General features: G+C 62.7%; 21 protein-coding genes and 1 pseudogene. 13 read left to right on the top strand and 9 right to left on the bottom strand.

Going from position 1 to position 20,539, the window contains the following annotated elements; translation table 11 throughout:
- Positions 1 to 175: 175 nt before the first annotated feature.
- Positions 176 to 1,249 (bottom strand): DUF748 domain-containing protein, encoded by a 1,074-nt coding sequence (locus G1E_RS16085; protein ID WP_009686785.1) that lies wholly within the window; start codon positions 1,247 to 1,249, stop codon positions 176 to 178.
- 133 nt (positions 1,250 to 1,382) lie between these two features.
- On the opposite strand from G1E_RS16085, the gene cysK reads away from it, so the two are divergent.
- The 4 genes from cysK (at position 1,383) to G1E_RS16070 (ending at position 4,751) form a co-directional block, all read left to right on the top strand.
- Complete coding sequence (cysK, locus tag G1E_RS16080; RefSeq protein ID WP_009686784.1) at positions 1,383 to 2,357, top strand: cysteine synthase A; 975 nt, start codon at positions 1,383 to 1,385, stop codon at positions 2,355 to 2,357.
- Between the two features lie 172 nt (positions 2,358 to 2,529).
- The gene (locus tag G1E_RS16075) at positions 2,530 to 3,465 is read left to right on the top strand and encodes an aspartyl/asparaginyl beta-hydroxylase domain-containing protein (RefSeq protein WP_009686783.1); all 936 of its coding nucleotides are present in this window, start codon (positions 2,530 to 2,532) and stop codon (positions 3,463 to 3,465) included.
- 127 nt (positions 3,466 to 3,592) lie between these two features.
- The gene (locus G1E_RS28360) at positions 3,593 to 3,754 is read left to right on the top strand and encodes a hypothetical protein (protein ID WP_009686782.1); all 162 of its coding nucleotides are present in this window, start codon (positions 3,593 to 3,595) and stop codon (positions 3,752 to 3,754) included.
- 115 nt (positions 3,755 to 3,869) lie between these two features.
- Positions 3,870 to 4,751: a DMT family transporter gene (locus tag G1E_RS16070; protein ID WP_009686781.1), complete on the top strand. Its 882-nt coding sequence runs from the start codon at positions 3,870 to 3,872 to the stop codon at positions 4,749 to 4,751.
- A gap of 3 nt (positions 4,752 to 4,754) precedes the next feature.
- Here G1E_RS16070 and G1E_RS16065 read toward each other — a convergent pair whose 3' ends face one another.
- Positions 4,755 to 5,213, bottom strand: coding sequence for a DUF4265 domain-containing protein (locus G1E_RS16065; protein WP_009686780.1), 459 nt, complete (start codon positions 5,211 to 5,213; stop codon positions 4,755 to 4,757).
- 13 nt (positions 5,214 to 5,226) lie between these two features.
- Positions 5,227 to 6,102 carry a DMT family transporter gene (locus tag G1E_RS16060; RefSeq protein WP_009686779.1) on the bottom strand — a complete coding sequence of 292 codons (876 nt, stop codon included), beginning with the start codon at positions 6,100 to 6,102 and terminating at the stop codon, positions 5,227 to 5,229.
- Between the two features lie 144 nt (positions 6,103 to 6,246).
- Between G1E_RS16060 and aceK the strand changes: the two genes are divergently transcribed.
- A complete protein-coding gene (gene aceK, locus G1E_RS16055) occupies positions 6,247 to 7,962 on the top strand; it encodes a bifunctional isocitrate dehydrogenase kinase/phosphatase (protein ID WP_009686778.1) in 1,716 nt (571 codons plus the stop codon).
- A 24-nt stretch (positions 7,963 to 7,986) separates the two neighbouring features.
- Here aceK and G1E_RS16050 read toward each other — a convergent pair whose 3' ends face one another.
- On the bottom strand, positions 7,987 to 8,847 hold the full coding sequence (locus G1E_RS16050) for a DUF6279 family lipoprotein (RefSeq protein ID WP_009686777.1): 861 nt from the start codon (positions 8,845 to 8,847) through the stop codon (positions 7,987 to 7,989).
- 130 nt (positions 8,848 to 8,977) lie between these two features.
- On the opposite strand from G1E_RS16050, the gene G1E_RS16045 reads away from it, so the two are divergent.
- A complete protein-coding gene (locus G1E_RS16045; protein WP_009686776.1) occupies positions 8,978 to 9,814 on the top strand; it encodes a S1 RNA-binding domain-containing protein in 837 nt (278 codons plus the stop codon).
- Here G1E_RS16045 and G1E_RS16040 read toward each other — a convergent pair whose 3' ends face one another.
- The gene (locus G1E_RS16040) at positions 9,815 to 10,195 is read right to left on the bottom strand and encodes a hypothetical protein (protein ID WP_009686775.1); all 381 of its coding nucleotides are present in this window, start codon (positions 10,193 to 10,195) and stop codon (positions 9,815 to 9,817) included.
- 165 nt (positions 10,196 to 10,360) lie between these two features.
- A pseudogene (locus tag G1E_RS30265) lies at positions 10,361 to 11,301 on the bottom strand (hypothetical protein).
- A 140-nt stretch (positions 11,302 to 11,441) separates the two neighbouring features.
- On the opposite strand from G1E_RS30265, the gene G1E_RS16030 reads away from it, so the two are divergent.
- The 3 genes from G1E_RS16030 (at position 11,442) to def (ending at position 13,266) form a co-directional block, all read left to right on the top strand.
- Complete coding sequence (locus G1E_RS16030; protein WP_029885390.1) at positions 11,442 to 11,621, top strand: CsbD family protein; 180 nt, start codon at positions 11,442 to 11,444, stop codon at positions 11,619 to 11,621.
- A gap of 152 nt (positions 11,622 to 11,773) precedes the next feature.
- A complete protein-coding gene (locus G1E_RS16025) occupies positions 11,774 to 12,733 on the top strand; it encodes a YihY/virulence factor BrkB family protein (protein ID WP_009686772.1) in 960 nt (319 codons plus the stop codon).
- Positions 12,730 to 13,266, top strand: a complete 537-nt coding sequence (gene def, locus G1E_RS16020; RefSeq protein ID WP_009686771.1) for a peptide deformylase — start codon at positions 12,730 to 12,732, stop codon at positions 13,264 to 13,266. The genes G1E_RS16025 and def overlap by 4 nt, the downstream gene beginning before the upstream one ends.
- On the opposite strand, the gene G1E_RS16015 is transcribed toward def, so the two are convergent.
- Positions 13,221 to 13,625, bottom strand: coding sequence for a GNAT family N-acetyltransferase (locus G1E_RS16015; protein WP_166524975.1), 405 nt, complete (start codon positions 13,623 to 13,625; stop codon positions 13,221 to 13,223). The genes def and G1E_RS16015 overlap by 46 nt on opposite strands.
- Before the next feature lie 316 nt (positions 13,626 to 13,941).
- Between G1E_RS16015 and G1E_RS16010 the strand changes: the two genes are divergently transcribed.
- Both G1E_RS16010 and G1E_RS16005 read left to right on the top strand, forming a co-directional pair.
- Positions 13,942 to 14,199 carry a DUF2790 domain-containing protein gene (locus G1E_RS16010; RefSeq protein WP_009686769.1) on the top strand — a complete coding sequence of 86 codons (258 nt, stop codon included), beginning with the start codon at positions 13,942 to 13,944 and terminating at the stop codon, positions 14,197 to 14,199.
- 187 nt (positions 14,200 to 14,386) lie between these two features.
- Complete coding sequence (locus G1E_RS16005) at positions 14,387 to 14,872, top strand: SRPBCC family protein (protein WP_009686768.1); 486 nt, start codon at positions 14,387 to 14,389, stop codon at positions 14,870 to 14,872.
- 57 nt (positions 14,873 to 14,929) lie between these two features.
- Here G1E_RS16005 and G1E_RS16000 read toward each other — a convergent pair whose 3' ends face one another.
- Both G1E_RS16000 and G1E_RS15995 read right to left on the bottom strand, forming a co-directional pair.
- Positions 14,930 to 15,400, bottom strand: a complete 471-nt coding sequence (locus tag G1E_RS16000; RefSeq protein WP_009686767.1) for a MaoC family dehydratase — start codon at positions 15,398 to 15,400, stop codon at positions 14,930 to 14,932.
- A 34-nt stretch (positions 15,401 to 15,434) separates the two neighbouring features.
- Positions 15,435 to 16,379, bottom strand: a complete 945-nt coding sequence (locus tag G1E_RS15995) for an alpha/beta hydrolase (protein ID WP_047149939.1) — start codon at positions 16,377 to 16,379, stop codon at positions 15,435 to 15,437.
- A gap of 219 nt (positions 16,380 to 16,598) precedes the next feature.
- Here G1E_RS15995 and fadD2 point away from each other — a divergent pair, with 219 nt between their 5' ends.
- Both fadD2 and fadD1 read left to right on the top strand, forming a co-directional pair.
- On the top strand, positions 16,599 to 18,287 hold the full coding sequence (gene fadD2, locus G1E_RS15990; RefSeq protein WP_009686765.1) for a long-chain-fatty-acid--CoA ligase FadD2: 1,689 nt from the start codon (positions 16,599 to 16,601) through the stop codon (positions 18,285 to 18,287).
- Between the two features lie 341 nt (positions 18,288 to 18,628).
- Positions 18,629 to 20,326 carry a long-chain-fatty-acid--CoA ligase FadD1 gene (gene fadD1, locus G1E_RS15985; RefSeq protein WP_009686764.1) on the top strand — a complete coding sequence of 566 codons (1,698 nt, stop codon included), beginning with the start codon at positions 18,629 to 18,631 and terminating at the stop codon, positions 20,324 to 20,326.
- The last annotated feature ends 213 nt before the right edge of the window (positions 20,327 to 20,539 follow it).

The following is a 20,539-nucleotide window of genomic DNA, read 5'->3' as shown; positions in this document are numbered from 1 at the left end:
GCCCGCTCCCACAGGAATTGCACAAACTTCTGAATCTGCGGAAGTACCTGTGGGAGCGGGCGTGCCCGCGAATGGCCCAACACCTGTTTTCGATTTGTTACCGACTATAACGCGGGCCCGGGCAGCTGAAAACGCGGACCGGGTATTCAGTCCCTGAATGCCCCGTCACACTGTTTCAGTCGGACTTCGGCGCCGGTTGCTCATAGCGTGCATTGAACGCCTGGATGAAGCCGTTGCGCAGGATCTGCAGGAAGGCCTCGAAGGCGCTGATGTTCTGCTTGTGCACGCTGCCGCTGAGCTCCACCCGGGTGGCGAACTGGTTTTTCGGCTGGTTCTTCAGCACCGTCTCGGAGGCGCCCACCAGGGCCTCCCACACCGAGCGGAAGAAGCCTTTGTCCTTGTTTTCGACATCTTGCTGCCAGTCGAACACGTCCACGTCACGCAGCAGGGGTTTGATGTAGCCATTGAGGCGGCCGTTTTCCGCCTGCGCCTCGATGACCACGTCACCATGCCCTGCGCTGAAGTCGAACTTGCCGTAGGCACTGGCGAAGTCATTCAGGTTGCGCAGTTCTATGCCGGTGGCACGCAGGCGGAACTCGAAGTCATCGAAGTCACTGAACGGGTCGAAGGTGGCGCGGCTTTCGACCTTGGCATTGCCGGCGATCAGCGCCGTGCCCTCGAAGCTGGCGTCGCGCCGGCCTTGCTTGTCGCGCACGTTGGTCAGGTTGCTGATGGTGGCGTCCAGCCGGGTTGCCTTGAGGTTGACCGGGGGGTTGGAGTTGAAATTGCGAAAGGTCAGGGTGCCATTGTCGATATGCACTTCATCGAGGGTAATCGGCAGCAGCTTTTCCAGTTGTTGCCGCCAATCGGTGCCCTGGCCGGTCTGCGAGGCCTGCTTGTTGCCGCCGTCGACGAAGTTCAGTTCGGGCTGCTCGAAGATCACTTTCGCCACCACGGCCTTGTCGTAGATCAGCGAGTGCCAGCTGACCGACAGGTCGATAACCGGTGCATCCAGCAGCGGCACTGGCACCTTGCCGCTGGTCTTGACGATCCGCAGGCCGTTGATCCGGTAGGCCCCGCGCCACCAGGCCAGGTCCACGTCGGCCACGTGGCCACGGTAGTCGCCCATGTCGGCCAGCTTGTCGTTGAGGTAGTCGCGTACCAGGTAGGGCAGGGCCAGGTGCAACGCCACCAGCAGCGCCACCAGGCTGGCCAGGCCGATCAGCGGCCAGCGATAACGGGCTTTCATCGGGGTGTCTCCCAGGAGGATGTGCGGTGGACCGCAATGCGCCCGGTTGAGTTCGAACAGGCTTTACGGGCCTACGGCCGGGGCTTACCCTTGAGGTCTTTTCCTGCTCGCTTTCATGCCAAGGACCCCTGCCATGAGCCGTATCTTTGCAGACAACGCCCATTCCATCGGCAACACGCCGCTGGTGCAGATCAACCGGATCGCCCCGCGTGGCGTGACCATCCTGGCCAAGATCGAGGGGCGCAACCCGGGCTACTCGGTCAAGTGCCGCATTGGCGCGAACATGGTCTGGGATGCCGAAAGCAGCGGCCGGCTCAAGCCGGGCATGACCATAGTCGAGCCCACCTCGGGCAACACCGGTATCGGCCTGGCCTTCGTTGCCGCCGCGCGTGGCTACAAGCTGATGCTGACCATGCCCGCTTCGATGAGCCTCGAACGGCGCAAGGTACTGAAGGCGCTGGGCGCCGAACTGGTGCTGACCGAGCCGGCCAAAGGCATGAAGGGCGCCATCGACAAGGCCAACGAAATCGTGGCCTCAGACCCGGCGCAGTACTTCCTGCCAGGCCAGTTCGAGAACCCGGCCAACCCCGCCATTCACGAAAAAACCACAGGCCCGGAAATCTGGAACGACACCGACGGTGCGGTGGACGTGCTGGTGGCGGGGGTGGGCACGGGCGGCACCATCACCGGTGTGTCGCGCTACATCAAGCATACCCAGGGCAAGGCGATCCTGTCGGTGGCCGTGGAGCCCGAGGCTTCGCCACTGATCACCCAGACCCTGGCCGGCGAAGAGCTCAAGCCCAGCCCACACAAGATCCAGGGCATTGGGGCTGGCTTCGTACCGAAAAACCTCGACCTGTCGATTGTCGACCAGGTGCTGACGGTGGCCGACGAAGAGGCCAAGGCCATGGCCATTCGCCTGATGCAGGAAGAGGGCATTCTCTGCGGCATTTCTTGCGGCGCAGCCATGGCGGCGGCCGTGCGCCTGGCGGAAAAACCGGAAATGCAGGGCAAGACCATCGTCGTGGTGCTGCCCGATTCCGGCGAGCGTTATTTGTCGAGCATGCTGTTCAGCGACATGTTCAGCGACCAGGAAAACCAGCAGTAACCGGCCATGCCGCTGACCGGGCTCAATGTTCGGCAGCCTGGTTGACTGCACAATCTTCATCGACACGATCCCGCCCGGGTGGTTTGTACCGCGGCGGGATCGGTTTATGATGGCAGGATGATTTTCAGGAGAGCAGGCCGCGCAGCCCTGTTTCTTCACCTAGGAGTGATGCATGACCTTATCCTTTGCAGCCAAGGCGGGTGTCTTGCTGGTGTTCTTCGGCAGTGTGCTGTTCGTGCACCTGCGCGGCAAAGCCCGCCTGCCGGTGTTGCGCCAGTTCGTCAACCATTCGGCGCTGTTCGCCCCCTACAACGCCTTGATGTACCTGTTTTCCGGGGTGCCGTCCAAACCCTACCTGGACCGCCAGCGCTTCCCGGAACTGGATGTGCTCAAAGACAACTGGCAGGAAATCCGCGAAGAGGCCATGCGCCTGTTCGACGAGGGCTATATCCGCGCCGCCGAAAAGGACAACGACGCCGGCTTCGGTTCGTTCTTCAAGAAGGGCTGGAAGCGGTTTTACCTGAAGTGGTATGACAAGCCGCTGCCATCGGCCGAGGCGCTGTGCCCGAAAACCGTAGAACTGGTCAGCAGCATTCCCAACGTCAAGGGCGCGATGTTCGCCCTGCTGCCTGGCGGTAGCCACCTGAACCCGCACCGCGACCCATTCGCCGGTTCGTTGCGTTACCACCTGGGCCTGTCCACGCCGAACTCCGACGCCTGCCGCATCTACGTCGATGGGCAGGAGTACGCCTGGCGGGACGGCGAAGACGTGATGTTCGATGAAACCTACGTGCACTGGGTGAAAAACGAGACCGATGTGACCCGGGTGATCCTGTTCTGCGACATCGAGCGGCCGTTGAGCAGCCCGCTGATGACCCGCATCAACCGCAAGGTCAGTGCCTTCCTGGGCCGCGCCACCGCGCCGCAGAACACCGACGACGAGCGGGTGGGCGGCATCAACCAGGCGTATGCCTGGAGCAAGCGCTTCTCCAACAAGCTCAGCACCCACGTGAAGCAGTTCAAACGGGCCAACCCCAAGGCCTACCGGGTCTTGCGCCCGGTGCTGGCGGTGGTCGTGGCTTATCTGCTTTACCGCTGGTTGTTCTGAGCGCAGGCTGGCCTGTGCGCGGGTTCACCCGCGCACAGGCCAGCTCACCTCACACTGGCGCCCGCTATTGCCCGATCGTGGGTTCACCGCTATTCTCCACAACACTTCCTTCCCTGAAGCCTGAATCATGCCCGCCAAGCCCTCCACCACCAGCTTTGCCATCGCGCCAGTCGCGGGCATGGTCGTGCGTGGCAGCCAGCAGCCGGCCATGGTCAGTCATTACCCACCACCTGTCAGTGGCGCCGTAGGCGGCGTAGCTCCGCCATGCTGCGTGGTCGTGTTGGGCTGATCGGCTTCGGCCGAGTCCCTTCGCACACGCAACCCACTGAACCCGGCCGGCTACTTAGTGCGCTTTAGCGCAGGCCGTCCGCTTGGCTTATCTGCCTATCATCAGGTGGCAATACATGTCCTTTTTCAACAAAGCATCCGTGGCCTCGGCGGCCACTACCAGCCTGTTCGTCCTGCTGTGGAGCAGCGGGGCGATCGTTTCCAAACTTGGCCTGGCGCATGCCAGCCCGTTCGCGTTCCTGCTGCTGCGCTCTGCCTTGGCCCTGGCGGGCCTGTTGCTGATCGGGCCGTTGCTGGGGCTGCGCTGGCCACGCCGTAAGGGCGCCATGCTGCGTGCCCTGGGCACTGGCTGCGTGTTGCTCGGGGCTTACCAGATATTCTATCTGCTGGCCCTCGACACCCACGTCACGCCAGGCATCATGGCCACGGTCATGGGCGTGCAACCGATCCTCACCGTCGTGCTGATGGAGCGCCAGCGTTCGATCAGCCGCCTGTTCGGCCTGGGGCTGGGCTTGAGCGGCTTGATCATGGTGGTGTACCAGGGGCTCAACCTGGGTGGGGTGTCGCTGGCGGGCATGCTGTTCGCCCTGCTGGCGCTGGCCAGCATGACTTGCGGTTCGATCCTGCAAAAACGCATCACCGAAAACCCCATGGGCACGCTGCCGCTGCAGTACCTGGCCGGCTTTGCCCTGTGCGCGCTGTTCGCACCCTTGCAACCCTTGCAGGTGCAGTGGACCGGGGGTTTCGTGGCTGCCTTGCTGTGGATGGGCCTGGTGGTTTCGCTGCTGGCCACCTTGCTGCTGTATCGGCTGATCGCCAAGGGTAACCTGGTCAACGTCACCAGCCTGTTCTACCTGGTGCCGGCGGTGACCGCGGTGATGGACTTGCTGATCTTCGGCAACCGCCTGGCGCCGCTCAGCCTGCTGGGCATGGGGTTGATCGTGGTCGGCCTGCTGTTCGTGTTCCGCAAGCCTGCCAAGCGCCTGGCCGAGGCCTGAGCCCTAGCGGAACTCGGCGGGGATGGCGTGCCGGAGTACGCCTTCCTCGAAGTCCAGCAGCCCGGCTTCGCGCTGGGTGAGCAGGTAGTAGAGCAGGGTGTCGATCGAGCGCTGTTGCGGTAGTGCCACGGCCAGCAGTCTTACCGAATGCTCGGTTTCACAGGCGCAGCCGAAATCCTGCAAGGCAGCGCGAACCTGATCGAGGGTTTCCGGGGGCTTGACCAGCACCCGGAATACCGAGGTGCCTCTGCTTTGGCGCAGTTCGGCGAACCAGGTCTGGCCGTCTTCTTCATAGGTGCCGATAAGGTCACCCGGCGCGATGCCGTACACATGAAAGGGGATGTTGTCCACGGCATGGCCGCCTTCCACAGCCTTGGCCCAAAGGCCTTCGACCGAGGCCGGTGGGTAGCCGTTGGCGTCCTGTTCCAGGCGGAACAGCACCTTCTTGCAGGTCGGGTTCATGCCGTTCTCCCGGTCAATTGCGCGCCGGGCGCAGTACCAGCCACAAGGCCACAGCAATCAGCAGGCCGCCATACAGGTGCGCCATCGACAGCGGCTCGTCCAGCAGCCATGCGCCCCACAGCACGCCGAACACCGGGATCAGGAAGGTCACGGTGCTGGCCTTGACCGGGCCTATTTCTGCCAGCAGACGGAAGTACAGGATATAGGCGAATGCCGTGCACAGCAGGCCCAGGCCGAGCAGCGACAGCCAGACCTGCCAGCCGCCCCAGCTGGCGGGCGGCTGGCTGAGGGCGCTCCAGGCGAACAGCGGGCTCAGCATCAGCGTAGCGCCGAGCATGCTGCCCAGCGCCGACAGGCGGCTGTCCAGGCCACTGATCCAACGCCGCGCGAGGAACCCGGCAAAGCCGTAGCAGGTGGTAGCTGCCAGGCACGCCAGGGCGCCTTGCAGCAGGGCCATGTCCAGGGCCACCGGCCCGGCCCCGCTGAGGATGCCGACACCGAGCAGGCCAAGGAAGATGCCGCAGAGCTTGGCCAACGTCATGGGTTCACGGAAGCACAGCACGCCGATCAGCACGCCCATCAGTGGCGTGGTGGCGTTGAAGATCGCCGAGTAACCGGCTGGCAGCACCTGGGCAGCTACGGAATAGAAGGTTGCCGGGATGCCGGAGTTGATCATGCCCAGTACCAGGCAGGCCCCGAGCTTGCCCTGGAAGTCCCAGCGCACGCGGCTGGCGGCGACGATGGCGACCAGGCCCAGGCAGGCGATCGAGACGCGAAAGAACGCGGTCGGCACAGTGCCCAGCTCGGGGGCGATGATGCGCATGAACAGGAAACTCGCCCCCCAGACGGCAGCAAGGGTCAGCAGGCGGGTTAGGGCAATCGGGCTCACAACGGTCTCCGGAGGGCAGGGCAGGGGCGCGAGTGTACGCGAGGGGGCGGGGCGATACTTGTGCTTTCTTGCGCAGTGAACCTGGCCCGCATTTGCGTCAGGCCGACTAAGCTGTGTAACTCATTCACCCATGAGGTGCCCGGCATGCCCCAACCCTGGCCCGCTGTCGAAATCGCCCGCACCATCCTGGCGGGCTTCGACGATTACCGTGACCACTTCCAGCGCATTACCCTCGGCGCCCGCCAGCGCTTCGAACAGGCGCGCTGGCAGGAAATCCAGCAGGCCGCGGCTGCGCGCATCAGCCTGTATGAAGAAAAAGTCGCCGAGGTCAACGGCTGGCTGCGCCAGGCCTTCCCCGCGCCGGTGTTGCTGGACGTGGCGCAGTGGCCGCTGGCCAAACACGCCTACATTCAGCAGATCGACCCCCGGCTGGACGATGAGTTGGCCGAGACCTGGTACAACTCGCTGTTCTGCAGCCTGTTCAGCCACGACCAGATCAGCGATGGTTGCATGTTCATCCACACCACCCGGCCGTCGCTGCGCGGGCGCGAGCGCGCCGCGCAAACCCGTACCTATGCGCTGGGCGGTAGCCTTAAGGGAATGCTGCAGGCGATCTTCGCCGACTACCCGTTCGATGTCGCCTACGGTGACCTGGAGGGTGACCTGGCACGGCTGGAAGCGCAGGTGCGCGAATGCCTGCCCGACTGGGTTTGCAAGGACCCGGAGCTTGCGGTGGAGCTGTTCGTGCCCGTGCTGTACCGCAACAAAGGTGCCTACCTGGTCGGCCGCCTGTACAACCGCGATGAGCAATGGCCCTTGGTGATTCCCTTGCTGCACCGCGAGGGCCATGGCATCGAGGTGGACGGGGTGATCACCGACGAAGCCGAGGTGTCGATCATCTTCTCGTTCACCCGCTCCTACTTCATGGCCGATGTGCCGGTGCCGGCCGAGTTCGTGCATTTTCTCAAGCGCATTCTGCCGGGCAAGCACATTGCCGAGCTGTACACGTCGATCGGTTTCTACAAGCAAGGCAAGTCGGAGTTCTACCGGGCCCTGATCAACCACCTGGCCAACAGCGACGACCGCTTCGTCATGGCGCCGGGGGTGCGCGGCATGGTCATGAGCGTGTTCACCCTGCCCGGTTTCAACACCGTGTTCAAGGTCATCAAAGACCGCTTTTCACCGTCGAAAACCGTTGACCGCGCTACGGTGATCGACAAGTACCGGTTGGTGAAAAGCGTGGACCGGGTAGGGCGCATGGCCGATACCCAGGAGTTCGCCGATTTTCGTTTCCCACGCAGCAAGTTCGAGCCCGATTGCCTGGCCGAGTTGCTCGAAGTGGCGCCCTCGACCGTGGCCCTGGAGGGCGACACGGTGCTGGTGCGCCACTGCTGGACCGAGCGGCGCATGACCCCGCTGAACCTGTACCTGGAGCGCGCGGGCGAAGGCCAGGTGCTGGCGGCGCTGGAAGACTACGGCCTGGCCATCAAGCAACTGGCGGCAGCGAACATTTTTCCTGGTGACATGCTGTTGAAGAACTTTGGTGTCACCCGGCATGGGCGGGTGGTGTTCTATGACTATGACGAAATCTGCTTTCTGACCGAGGTGAATTTCCGCCACATACCGCCACCGCGGTATCCGGAAGACGAGCTGTCGGGCGAGCCGTGGTATTCGATCGGGCCGCACGATGTGTTCCCCGAAGAGTTTCCGCCGTTTCTGTTTGCCGACATGGGCCAGCGGCGCTTGTTCAGCCGCTTGCACGGCGAGCTGTATGACGCGGATTACTGGAAGGGCCTGCAGGCGGCCATTGGCGAGGGGAAGGTGATCGACGTGTTCCCGTATCGGCGCAAGGGGCGCTGAGGGCGGTGTTGCAGGCCAGGCCCCTCACTCCTTCAGGCACTTCAGCTCACTGAAGTGGCCGCGCACCTTGGCCAACCGCGCTTGCAGCAACTGCCGCTGCTGCACGCTACTTTGCTGCACCAGGTCTACCAACAGGCTGCGCGCCTGTTGCTCGGTGTTCTGGAAGGCCGCGCGGTATTCCGGCGTCCACAGGCTTTCCTTGTGTTGCAACAAGGTCGCCAGGCGCGGCTCGAAGCTGGCGTCGTTGCGTTGGTTCATCGCCAGCAGCAGCTGTTGCTGCCAGTGGGCGCGGTTGGCGATCCATTCGCGGTTCTGGTCGCCCAGCGCTGCTGACCAGGCTTGTACGCGTTGCTTCTGCACCGCGGACAGTGGGCCAAACCAGGCGGTCAGGCGTTTTTCCATACGTGCCCTGCGCTCGCTGACCTGCTCGGCCAGCGGGGTATCGACGTACTCTTTTTGCCGCTCGGCGATGTCGTCGCGGAACGCTTCACGCATTTCGGCCACCTGGCGGTCGCTCATGCCGCGCAACAACTCGGTCGCCGAAGGGGTGATTTCCTCGGCCACACGGCCAATCGCCTGGCGCGCTTCGCGGGTGCGTTGCTGCAGCGCCTGGTCGGTCACCTGGTTGTCGGCGACCATGGCGCGGACCCGCTCCAGCCAGTCGAGGTAGCCCGGTAACTGGGTCTTGCAGTGCCAGGCCAGGTGTTGCTTGAGGCGGTCGTCGAGCAAGGCCTTTTGCGTGCCGTTCATGTCCAGGTAGTCGCCCAGCGACCACGGCACCAGGCGATCGAGGTTGCGGTAGGCCAGGTCCATGCGGCTGCAGGCGCCAAGGGCCAGGGCGAATCCAAGGGCAATGAGCAGGGCTTTGGACAGGCGTGAAGGCATGGGCTGTTCCTTGCAGTGGCTGGCCAGACGGTAGACGCGAGGGGGGCACGGCGGTTCCACTGCATCAGCGGTCGGGCGGCGCGCTGGCTTCAGGTGTAGAATAGCCGCCTTGTTATGAGGATCATCGGAAATGGCTCTGCTTGGGCGTTACAACAGTTTGCAAATCGTGAAACACGTGGACTTCGGTCTGTACCTGGACGGCGGCGCCGATGGCGAGATCCTGCTGCCTGGGCGCTATATCCCGAAAAACGCCGAAACCGAAGTCGATGACTGGTTGAACGTGTTCATCTACCTGGACAGCGAAGACCAGCTGATTGCGACCACCGAGAAGCCCAAGGTGCAGGTCGGTGAGTTTGCCAGCCTCAAGGTCAAGGACATCAACGGTGCCGGCATCTTCCTCGACTGGGGCTTGTCCAAGGACCTGTTGATGCCGTACTCGGAAGAGGCGCGGCCGTTGAAGATCGGCGATTACTGCGTGGTGCACGTGTACCTCGACAAGCGCACCCGCCGCATCACCGCCACGTCCCGCCTGGACCGCTACCTCGACGTGGCCCCGGCCGATTACAAGGTCGGGCAGCCGGTCGAGCTGTTGGTGGCTGGCGAAACGCCGATGGGCTTCAAGGCCATCATCAACAACCGCCACTGGGGCTTGATCCACAAGAACGAAGTGTTCAAGTTCCTGCGCTCGGGCATGCACGAGAAGGGTTTCATCAAGGAACTGCGCCACGACGGCAAGATCGCCCTCAGCCTGCAGCCGGTGGGCGCCGCCCTGGCCGACAGCCTGCAGGAGCAGATCATGGCGCGCCTGGAGGCCGAAGGCGGGGTGCTGGGGGTGTGTGACAAGAGCGACCCGGCGTTGATCAGCAAGCTGTTCAATGTCAGCAAGGGCAACTTCAAGAAAGCCATTGGCGGCTTGTTCAAGCAGGGCTTGATCGTCATCCATGACGACCGGATCGAAAAGGCCTGATCAGGCCTGAACGAAGTTGCGGAAGTCCAGCTGCTCGCCACCTGGGCGGGTGTCGCGCAGCAGCGAGTCGCGGTCGGCGCTCAGCGCCAGGCTGATGGTCGAGCGGCGCTTGCCAGGCTTGCGCACTTCCATCTGCTCCAGGTGGGCCTTGAGGAAGTTGGTCGGCACTTTCAGGTGCTGCAGCTCGTCGGTTTGCGGGGTATGCAGCAGCAGGTTGACCCAGTCGGCCTGGCCCTTGCCCAGCAGCGCCACCGGCACTTCGAACCACCACAGGTTGCGTTTGTTGTCCAGAATGGCGAACAGCGTGTTGCTGCTGTTCAGCACCGGGCGGGCCAGTGCTTGGTTGCGCCGGGCGATGGCGGCGGGTTTGTCGAGTTTCATGCAGGTTCCTGCGGGTTGACGCTATGAAGGCCTGCATTGTGAGGGGTGCCACGGGGCGGGGCAAGGTTTGATGGTTGTGCCTGCTGCGGGCGCGCCAGGTGGGGGGGCGCGGGCGCTGCCTTGGGTTGCGCCCCACACCCGCCATCAGCCGGCCCTGGCGGTGCGTCAGCGACGAAGCGGCAGGCTCAGCTCGGAGGTTGCCCCGTCAGCGGTGGTCACGGTCGCGGTGAAGCTGCGCAACCCGGCGATGTCGTCCAGCGCCTGGGCAAACCGTGCCTGCCCTTGTACGTGACTGTTCACCTGCACTTCGCCAAGGTAGTGCTCGGCCTCGGTGGCGTCGGCCTGGGCATTGCCGAAGAGCTCAACGCGCAGCAGGCTCGATGCCGGCCCCTGTACTTCACCGCGCAGCACATTGCCTTCCAGCGCCAGCAGCCGTGGTGCCGGCTGATTGTGGTTGGGCAGCGGCTGGCACGGCTTGGGCTCGCCCTTGGCATTGCAGATAAGTGCCTGGTCCTGCTTCGGCAGGTCGGCGCCAATCCCGCGTGAGCCCACATACAAGGCGTGTGCCTGGGCTGGCACGCCAAACACGATGGCCCCGGTGCGCTGCCCGGGTACGCATGAGCCGCCCGCCTGGCAGCGGCGGATATCCTGGCTGTTGGCCCAGATACGGTTCCCGCTGAGGCGCGTGGTAGTCACCTCAGGCTCCGGGCGCAGGGCGACGCCGATGCGGTTGCCGTGGATCAGGTTGCCGTCGAGGATGTTGCCCTCACCGGTGACGCTGACCCCGATCCGGGCAGGGCGCCGGGGCAGGTGCGAACACCCTGGTCCTTGATGTAGGCGGAGCCGTCGATGGCAATGTACTGACCCTCGCGTGCCCAGGCCAGCCCGGTGATGCTGACCGGGCCTTTGATTTCCGGCAGCGCGTGGCTGGGGCGGATCACATAAGGTGGCTTGCCCACGGCGGCGATGTCGATACGGTAATGGCCGGGGTTCCGGTTACTGGTTTCAATGGCCCAGCGCAGGGTTTCAGGGCTGGCAGCAGCGGTGGCCAGGGTGGACAGGGGCAGCAGTGGCAGCAAGGCCAGCAGTGCGGGCATCAGACGCATGGGCCGGGTATGGTGCGGTATTCGCCCGTAGATTGACCGCTTGGCTTGCGGGGTGAAAATTCGTTGAAACTCTTGCGCTGGGTGCTGGGTCCACCTTTTGTCGACACTGTACACGTGTCTCCATTTGCAGGAGTTTTGCCATGAGCGGTACTAAAGACAAAGTCAAAGGCCTGGCCAATGAGGCGATGGGCAACGTGAAACAAGGTGTCGGCAAGGTGACCGACAACGACAAGCTGCGTGCCGAGGGCAAGGCGCAAGAGCTCAAAGGCGAGGCGCAGCAAGTGAAGGGCGATGTGAAAGACGCGGTAAAAAAACCGTGATCTGAGCAAGCCTGTGTCGGCCTCTTCGCATGCGTGCGAAGAGGCCGTTACTTTTGCCGCCAATTTCTTCAATCGCGACTGGGAGCAGCACAGCATCGGCACGGTCTATTAGACTTGTGTGTTGATTCGATCAAGCGGCGAAAGGAGACGCTATGATTTTTTCCGCCCTGCAGGGCCTGCCTTTGCACCGCGTGCTGGCGCGCACCGTCAAGGAATTTCTCGATGACGAGATGTCCACCTATGCGTCGGCGCTGGCCTACCAGGCGCTGTTCTCGCTATTCCCATTCTTGCTGTTCCTGATTGCCCTGATCGGCTTTTTGCACCTGCCCGACTTTTTCTCCTGGTTGCGCCTGCAATCGGAGCTGGTATTGCCACCCCAGGCCCTGGAGCAGGTGAACCCGGTAATCGACCAGTTACAGCAATCCAAGGGCGGGCTGTTGTCGGTTGGTATCGTGATCGCCTTGTGGACCGCATCGGCCGGTGTGCGCCTGATGATGAGCGCCATGAACGCCGCCTATGATGTGCCCGAGGGCCGGCCGGTTTGGAAGCGCATCCCGTTATCCATTTTCTACACCGTGGGCTTGGCCGGCATGCTGCTGGCAGCCGCCGCGCTGATGGTGCTGGGCCCGCAAGTCATGGAGTGGATCGCCGCCCAGATCGGCATGCAGGAGTTCATCGTCACCTTGTGGACGGTGTTGCGCTGGCCGGTGATCGTCTTTCTTCTGATGGTGGCGGTCGCGTTGATCTACTACGTAATGCCTGATGTGAAACAGAAGTTCCGCTTCATCACGCCGGGCTCGGTGCTGGCGGTGGTGGTGTGGATCATCGCGTCGCTGGGCTTTGCCTACTACGTGAAAACCTTCGCTGACTACAACGCCATGTACGGCAGCATTGGTGCAATCATCGTGCTGTTGCTGTATTTCTACATCTCGGCTGCCGTGCTGTTGCTGGGCGCCGAAATGAATGCGGTGATCGAGCACATGTCGGCCGAGGGCAAAAACCCCGGTGAAAAGGATTTCGACGAGCACGCGCCCGCGCAGACCATCAGTGTTCTGGGCCATGAGCACCCCACTTCGGGCCAGGCGCAGACTTCCGAGCCTAACCCCCGATGATCCGTGACATTCTCAAGATGGGCGACGAGCGCCTGCTGCGCGTCGCCGCGCCAGTGCCCGCGCAGCTGCTGGGCAGCGGCGAGCTGCAGCAACTGATCGACGACATGTTTGAAACCATGCGCCATGTCGGCGGCGTGGGCCTGGCCGCGCCGCAGGTGGGCATCGAACTGCAACTGGTGATTTTCGGCTTCGAACGCAGCGAGCGTTACCCGGACGCCGAAGCGGTGCCGCAGACCATCCTGCTGAACCCGGTCATCACCCCGACCTCCACTGAACTGGAAGACGGTTGGGAAGGCTGCCTTTCGGTGCCCGGCTTGCGCGGCGTGGTACCACGCTTCAAGCACATTTGCTATGAGGGCATCGACCCACAGGGCAATGCGATCCGCCGCTTTGCCGAAGGCTTCCACGCGCGGGTGGTGCAGCATGAGTGCGACCACCTGATCGGGCGTTTGTATCCATCGCGGATCCAGGACTTTACCAAGTTCGGCTACACCGACGTGCTGTTCCCAGGGCTGGAAGCAGGCGACGACTGACCCTGCTGCAGGGCCACCAGGCGTTTGCTGCGCTGGTAGCGTTGCAAGCGGCCATGCAGGGTGTCTGGCAGGCACTGCGCCAGTTCGAAACCCAGGCGTTGATAGAACGGCAGCAGGTCGGGGTGGCAAAACAGCCAGGTTGGCCCGTCAGCCTGGGCCAGCGCCGCCTTCACCAGTTTGCCGGCTATCCCTTGCTGGCGCCGTTGCGGGTCGACGAACAGGCCGGTCAGCCAGAAGCCCCCGGTTACCCTGGCCAGGCTCAGCCCGGCAATGATCCCCGGCCCCCTGGCTACCCACAACTGCGCATCGCTTGCCGCGCGCATGCGCGAGCCTTGTTGCCGGTAAAAGTGGTCCAGCAGCCGGCGTTCTGTATCTGCAAGTGTCGAGCAGGTTAATTGTTCAGAAATGGCGAATTTCCCCTGAGTACAGAGCAGAGGCTCTGGCGTAATGCTTTGCGGGTATTTTGTCGCAGATTGTTGCAAATTCGGCAAGACTGAATATCCGAGTTCGGGGTTCAACTATTAACGGCCAGGCGTAGAATTTCAGGCATCCCCCCTGCAGTACGAAGCGGGATCGGTACTTCGTGCCATCTCCACCGTAGATGGCAACTTCTCCGCGCCGGAAACGGCATTAGAAGTCAATCGATCAGCTTGAATGCTCAAAAGGCAAAACACCATGAAACCATTACTGATTCTTGCATTGGTCGGTATGTCCTCGTTCGCCCTCGCCGATGAGGCCAAGCCCGTCTCCACCCAGCCAGTGGCCCAGCAGTACGACTACTCGATGAACCTGGATATCAAGCGGGTAATCGACCTGTCGACCATTCCCAATGTTTGCGAAGTGGTGCCTGCCACCATGACCTATGAAGACCATCACGGCCAGGTGCATACCATCCAGTACCGTGCCATGGGCGAGGGCTGCCAGCAGGGTTGACCGGCTACAGGAGGTTCGAGCGCCCCCGCGCGGCGCTCGAACGCCGTGGGCCGTTATCGCCAAACGCACTGAGCCGCTGCTCGGCGGGCCACCCTCGTGGGGCGGGCCTGGTCTATCGTGGACGTGGGGAATTCGCACAGCCTTGCTGTGTGAACTGCCACCCTGACTGCCACGGAGACAACACCCGATGAGCCTTGCCCCTGCTGCGCAAGCGCAACATGAGTTGTTGATCAGTCGCCTGATCGACGCCCCACCGGCCAAAGTGTTCCGCGCCTGGACCGAGCCCGAGTGGCTAAGGCAATGGTGGGGGCCGCATGGCATGAGCACCCCGGAATGCGAGATGCAATTGTGGCCCGGCGGCCTGTTCCGCACCTTGATGCGGGCGCCGGATGGCAGCGAGTACCCCACCCAGGGCGTGTTCCTGGAGATCGCGGCGCCGCGGCGCCTGGTGTTCACCGATGCGTTTGGCCCCGGCTGGGTACCGTCGAACAAGGCGTTCATGACCGCCGTGATCAGCCTGGACGAGGAACGGGGCAAAACCCGTTATACCGCCCGGGCCTGGCACTGGAATGCTGCCGATTGCAAGGCCCACGAGGACATGGGGTTCTACCAGGGCTGGGGTGAAAGCCTGGACCGCCTGGTGGAGTTGGTCACCCAGCGGATGCCAGACTGATGGTTGCCTGGGGGCGGGCATTCGCCCGCCGCAGGGCCGGTAGTGCCAGCGCTATGCTCAGCTGGCAACGAAATTCGGTGGCGATACCAGTTCCACGGTCTGCTGCTTGCGTGGCGCCAGGATTTCCGCTTCGCCCTGCACCACCAGCTCATCGTTCTGGTTGTACACATTGGTCGCGATGCGCACTTTGAACTTGGGCAGTTTTTCCAGAATTTCCAGGCGTACGGTGAGCGTGTCGCCAATCTTCACCGGCTTCTGGAAGCTCATCTGCTGGCCCAGGTAGATGGTGCCAGGGCCTGGCAGGGTGCAGGCCACTGCCGCACTGATCAACGCGCCGCTGAACATGCCGTGGGCAATGCGTTCGCGGAACATGCTCTTGGCCGCAAACTCGGCGTCCAGGTGCACCGGGTTGTGGTCACCGGACATCGCCGCGAACAGCTGGATGTCGCGCTCTTCGACGGACTTCTGGTATTGCGCCTTCTGGCCTACTTCGAGGGCTTCGTAAGGCGTGTTGGTGACCTGGGACATCGGGGTTTCCTTGAGCGGTAGGCGAGGGTGGCTGTCATTCACTGCGCACAGGCCGATCAATGGCCAGTGCCTGTTCAAGCCAGCCGACAATGTCGGCAGTGACCTCGTTACGGTTGGTTTCGTTGAGTACTTCATGCCGCGCTTCAGGATAGACGCGTAGCTGTACATGTCGATTGCCGGTGGCGCGCAGGGCGTCGGCCAGATGGGTGAGACGCTTGCCGGCACTGACCGGATCACATTCCCCACCCATTATCAGTATCGGCAGGTTCGGATCGATCTGTGCGAGGTTACCCGGCTGGCTGATCTGCGCCAAGCCTTGCAGCAGGTCCAGCCACAGCTGGTTGCTGCACCGAAAGCCGCACAGCGGGTCGTTGACGTAGCGGTCGACCTCGGCCGGGTCGCGGCTGAGCCAGTCAAATGCCGTGCGGTTGGGCTTGAAGGCCTTGTTGAACGCGCCGAAGGAGAGCCATTCGATCACCGCACTCTTGCCCAGCGGCCCCTGGCGCCAGGCCTCCAGCCGCGCCACCAGCCGGGCCATGCGGTACAGCGCGGCAGGCTGGTAGTTGGAACCGCTCAGGATCGCCCCGTGCAGGCTGGCACTGTGGTGCAGCAGGTAAGCCTGGGCGATGTAGCTGCCCATGCTGTGGCCGAACAGGAACAGCGGGGTGCCCGGGTAGTGTTGGCCAATGTACTGGGCCAGCCGGCCGAGGTCGTCGACCACGGCATTCCAGCCATGATGGCGGCTGAACAGGCCCAGGCTGCCGTGCTCGGCGCTACGCCCGTGGCCACGCAGGTCAGCGGCGAACACGGCAAAGCCAGCCGCGGCCAGTGCCAGGCCCAGGCGCTGGTAGCGCCCGGCATGCTCGGCCATGCCATGGGCCAGCAGGACTACGGCTTTCACTGGCGAGGCTGGCAGCCATTGGTGCACGTACAGGCGGCAGTGCTCGCTGACGGGCAGCCAGAAGGCGTCGTGGGGCATGGCGGCTCCTTGTGCGCATGGGGTACCGGAACAGTGTATGCACAACCGGCCCGATTGCAGGAAGGGCACAAATAAGATTCACAATGTTAATGGCGGCACTTGGCGTATAGGCCACCCCGGGCTTACCTGCTAACGTCGAAGCAACGCCTGTTTGCCGGTTGGCGACCAGGTCAAGGATCCAAGGACGCAGTGCAGGTCCAGGCAGAGGAACAATAATAAATGCAAGCCGACTTCTGGAATGACAAGCGCCCGGCGGGCGTGCCTTCCACCATCGACATCAATGCCTATGCCTCGGTGGTCGAGGTGTTCGAGCGCTCTTGCAAGCGCTTTGCCGACCGCCCGGCATTCAGCAACCTGGGCGTGACCCTGACCTATGCGCAACTGGAGCGACATTCAGCCGCGTTTGCCGCCTGGTTGCAGCAGCACACCGACCTGCAGCCGGGCGACCGTATCGCGGTGCAGATGCCCAACGTGCTGCAGTACCCGATCGCCGTGTTCGGGGCCATGCGTGCCGGGCTGATCGTGGTCAATACCAACCCGCTGTACACCGAGCGCGAGATGCGCCACCAGTTCAATGACAGCGGGGCGCGGGCGTTGGTCTACCTGAACATGTTCGGCAAGCGGGTGCAGGCCGTGTTGCCCGACACCGGCATCGAGTACCTGATCGAAGCGAAAATGGGCGACCTGCTGCCCACTGCCAAGGGCTGGTTGATCAACACGGTGGTCGACAAGCTGAAAAAGATGGTGCCGGCCTACCACTTGCCCCAGGCACTCCCGTTCAAGCAGGTGCTGCGCCAGGGGCGCGGCCTGTCGCCGCAACCGGTGCCGCAGAGCCTGGACGACATCGCCGTGCTGCAGTACACCGGCGGCACCACCGGGCTGGCCAAAGGCGCCATGCTTACTCACGGCAACCTGGTGGCCAACATGCTGCAGGTGCTGGCGTGCTTTTCGCAGCACGGCCCGGACGGGCAGAAGCTGCTCAAGGATGGCCAGGAGGTCATGATCGCGCCGCTGCCGCTGTACCACATCTACGCGTTCACCGCGAACTGCATGTGCATGATGGTCACCGGCAACCACAACGTGCTGATCACCAACCCGCGGGATATTCCCGGCTTCATCAAGGAGCTGGGCAAGTGGCGTTTCTCTGCATTGCTCGGGCTCAACACCCTGTTCGTGGCGCTGATGGATCACCCGGGTTTTCGCCGGCTGGATTTCTCGGCACTGAAAGTCACCAACTCCGGTGGCACGGCGCTGGTCAAGGCCACTGCCGAACGCTGGGAGGCGCTTACCGGCTGCCGCATTGTCGAAGGCTATGGCCTGACCGAAACCTCGCCGGTGGCCAGCACCAACCCCTACGGCCAGTTGGCCCGGCTGGGTACGGTGGGCATCCCGGTGGCCGGTACCGCCTTCAAGGTCATCGATGATGACGGCAACGAGCTGCCGTTGGGCGAGCGTGGCGAGTTGTGCATCAAGGGGCCGCAGGTGATGAAGGGCTACTGGCAGCAACCTGAGGCCACCGCCCAGGCCCTGGATGCGGACGGTTGGTTCAAAACCGGTGATATCGCCGTGATCGACGTGGACGGCTTCACGCGGATCGTCGACCGCAAGAAGGACATGATCATCGTCTCGGGTTTCAACGTGTACCCCAATGAGATCGAAGACGTGGTGATGGGCCACCCGCAGGTCGCCAACTGTGCGGCCATCGGTGTGCCCGACGAGCGTTCCGGCGAGGCGGTGAAGCTGTTCGTGGTGCCGCGCGAGGGGGGGCTGAGCGTGGATGAGCTCAAGGCCTACTGCAAGGCCAACTTCACCGGTTACAAGGTGCCCAAGCACATCGTGCTGCGCGAGTCCCTGCCGATGACGCCGGTGGGCAAGATTCTGCGCCGGGAGCTGCGGGATATCGCTTGAGTCAGCTGCAAGCTGCAAGCTGCAAGCTGCAAGCTGCAAGCTACAAGCTACAAGCTACAAGCTGTAAGCGTGGAATCAGAGCCTTTGGCGCGCTCTATCTAGCCGCTTGAAGCTTGTAGCTTGCCACTTTAAGCTAAATACTCTAAAAATGACCTAAAACGTTCATTGAGTCATTTATGTGACCATAAGGCCCGTTTTGGCCTCTAGGCGACCCCAGGCAAAGCTGTTACTCTCGGCCCGCTTTCAGATGATCCGGTTTGCAACGAACCGTCATCTCATATCAATAATAAGCGCATCGACGCGTGAATCGAACTTCGCTGTTGCTGAAGGAGTGGGCTTCCATGATCGAACATTTTTGGAAGGATAAGTACCCAGCCGGGATTACGGCGGAAATCAATCCTGACGAATTCCCCAATATCCAGGCAGTACTCAAGCAATCCTGCCAACGCTTTGCCGACAAACCGGCCTTTAGCAACCTGGGCAAGACTATCACTTATGGCGAGTTGTATGCGCTGTCGGGGGCATTTGCCGCCTGGTTGCAGCAGCATACCGACCTCAAGCCGGGTGATCGCATTGCCGTGCAACTGCCCAATGTCCTGCAATACCCGGTCGCGGTGTTCGGTGCCATACGCGCCGGGCTGATCGTGGTCAACACCAACCCGCTGTACACCGCGCGGGAAATGGAACACCAGTTCAACGACTCTGGCGCCAAGGCCTTGGTGTGCCTGGCCAACATGGCCCACCTGGCTGAGAAAGTGGTGCCCAAGACCCAGGTCCGGCACGTCATCGTCACCGAGGTGGCCGACCTGTTGCCGCCGGTCAAGCGCTTGCTGATCAACAGCGTGATCAAGTACGTGAAGAAGATGGTGCCGGCCTACCACCTGCCGCAGGCCGTGCGTTTCAACGCTGCGCTGGCACTGGGCAAGGGCCAGCCGGTAACCGAGGCCAACCCGCAGGCCAACGATGTGGCGGTGCTGCAGTACACCGGCGGCACCACCGGCGTGGCCAAGGGTGCCATGCTGACCCACCGCAACCTGGTGGCCAACATGCTGCAGTGCCGGGCGCTGATGGGCTCGAACCTGCACGAAGGCTGTGAAATTCTCATCACCCCGCTGCCGCTGTACCACATCTACGCGTTCACCTTCCATTGCATGGCGATGATGCTGATCGGCAACCACAACGTGTTGATCAGCAACCCGCGTGACCTGCCGGCGATGGTCAAGGAACTGGGCAAGTGGAAGTTCACCGGCTTTGTCGGCCTGAACACCCTGTTCGTTGCCCTGTGCAACAACGATGGGTTCCGTGCCCTGGACTTCTCGGCGCTGAAAATCACCTTGTCGGGCGGCATGGCCCTGCAGTTGAGCGTGGCCGAGCGCTGGAAGGCGGTGACCGGTTGCGCCATCTGCGAGGGCTACGGCATGACGGAAACCAGCCCGGTGGCCACGGTCAACCCTGCCGAAGCGAACCAGGTCGGCACCATTGGTATTCCGGTGCCGTCGACCCTGTGCAAGGTAATCGACGAGGCTGGTAACGAGTTGCCGTTGGGCGAAGTTGGCGAACTGTGCATCAAGGGCCCGCAGGTCATGAAGGGCTATTGGCAGCGTGAAGAGGCCACTGCCGAGATCCTCGACAACCAGGGTTGGCTCAAGACCGGCGACATCGCCTTGATCCAGCCAGACGGCTACATGCGTATCGTCGACCGCAAGAAGGACATGATCCTGGTCTCCGGCTTCAATGTGTACCCCAACGAGCTGGAGGATGTGCTTGCCGGCTTGCCTGGCGTGTTGCAGTGCGCGGCCATCGGGGTGCCGGACGAGAAGTCGGGCGAAGTGATCAAGGTGTTCATCGTGGTCAAGCCGGGCATGACCGTGACCAAGGAGCAGGTGATGGAGCACATGCGTGCCAACGTGACCGGCTACAAGGTGCCGCGCCATATCGAGTTCCGCGATGCGCTGCCGACCACCAACGTAGGCAAGATCCTGCGCCGCGAACTGCGTGATGAAGAGCTGAAGAAGCAGGGCTTGAAGAAGATCGCCTGACCCTGCGCACCCCTGTAGGAGCGGCCTTGTGTCGCGATGGGCCGCGAAGCGGCCCCGTCCATTTCAGCACCCATGCCAAGATCCAGGGGCCGCTTTGCGGCCCATCGCGACACAAGGCCGCTCCTACAGCGATGGCATGGGTTTTGGGCTCAGCGCAGTTTTTCCAGCATCTGGTAATACCACATGCCGGCCGCCAGCAGCGGGTTGCCCAGC

Origin of the sequence: Pseudomonas sp. TJI-51 (assembly GCF_000190455.2) — a bacterium.
GTDB classification, from domain to species: Bacteria; Pseudomonadota; Gammaproteobacteria; order Pseudomonadales; family Pseudomonadaceae; genus Aquipseudomonas; species Aquipseudomonas juntendi.
Note: the sequence above shows the minus strand (reverse complement) of the source record. Positions and strands in the feature narration are given on the sequence as shown.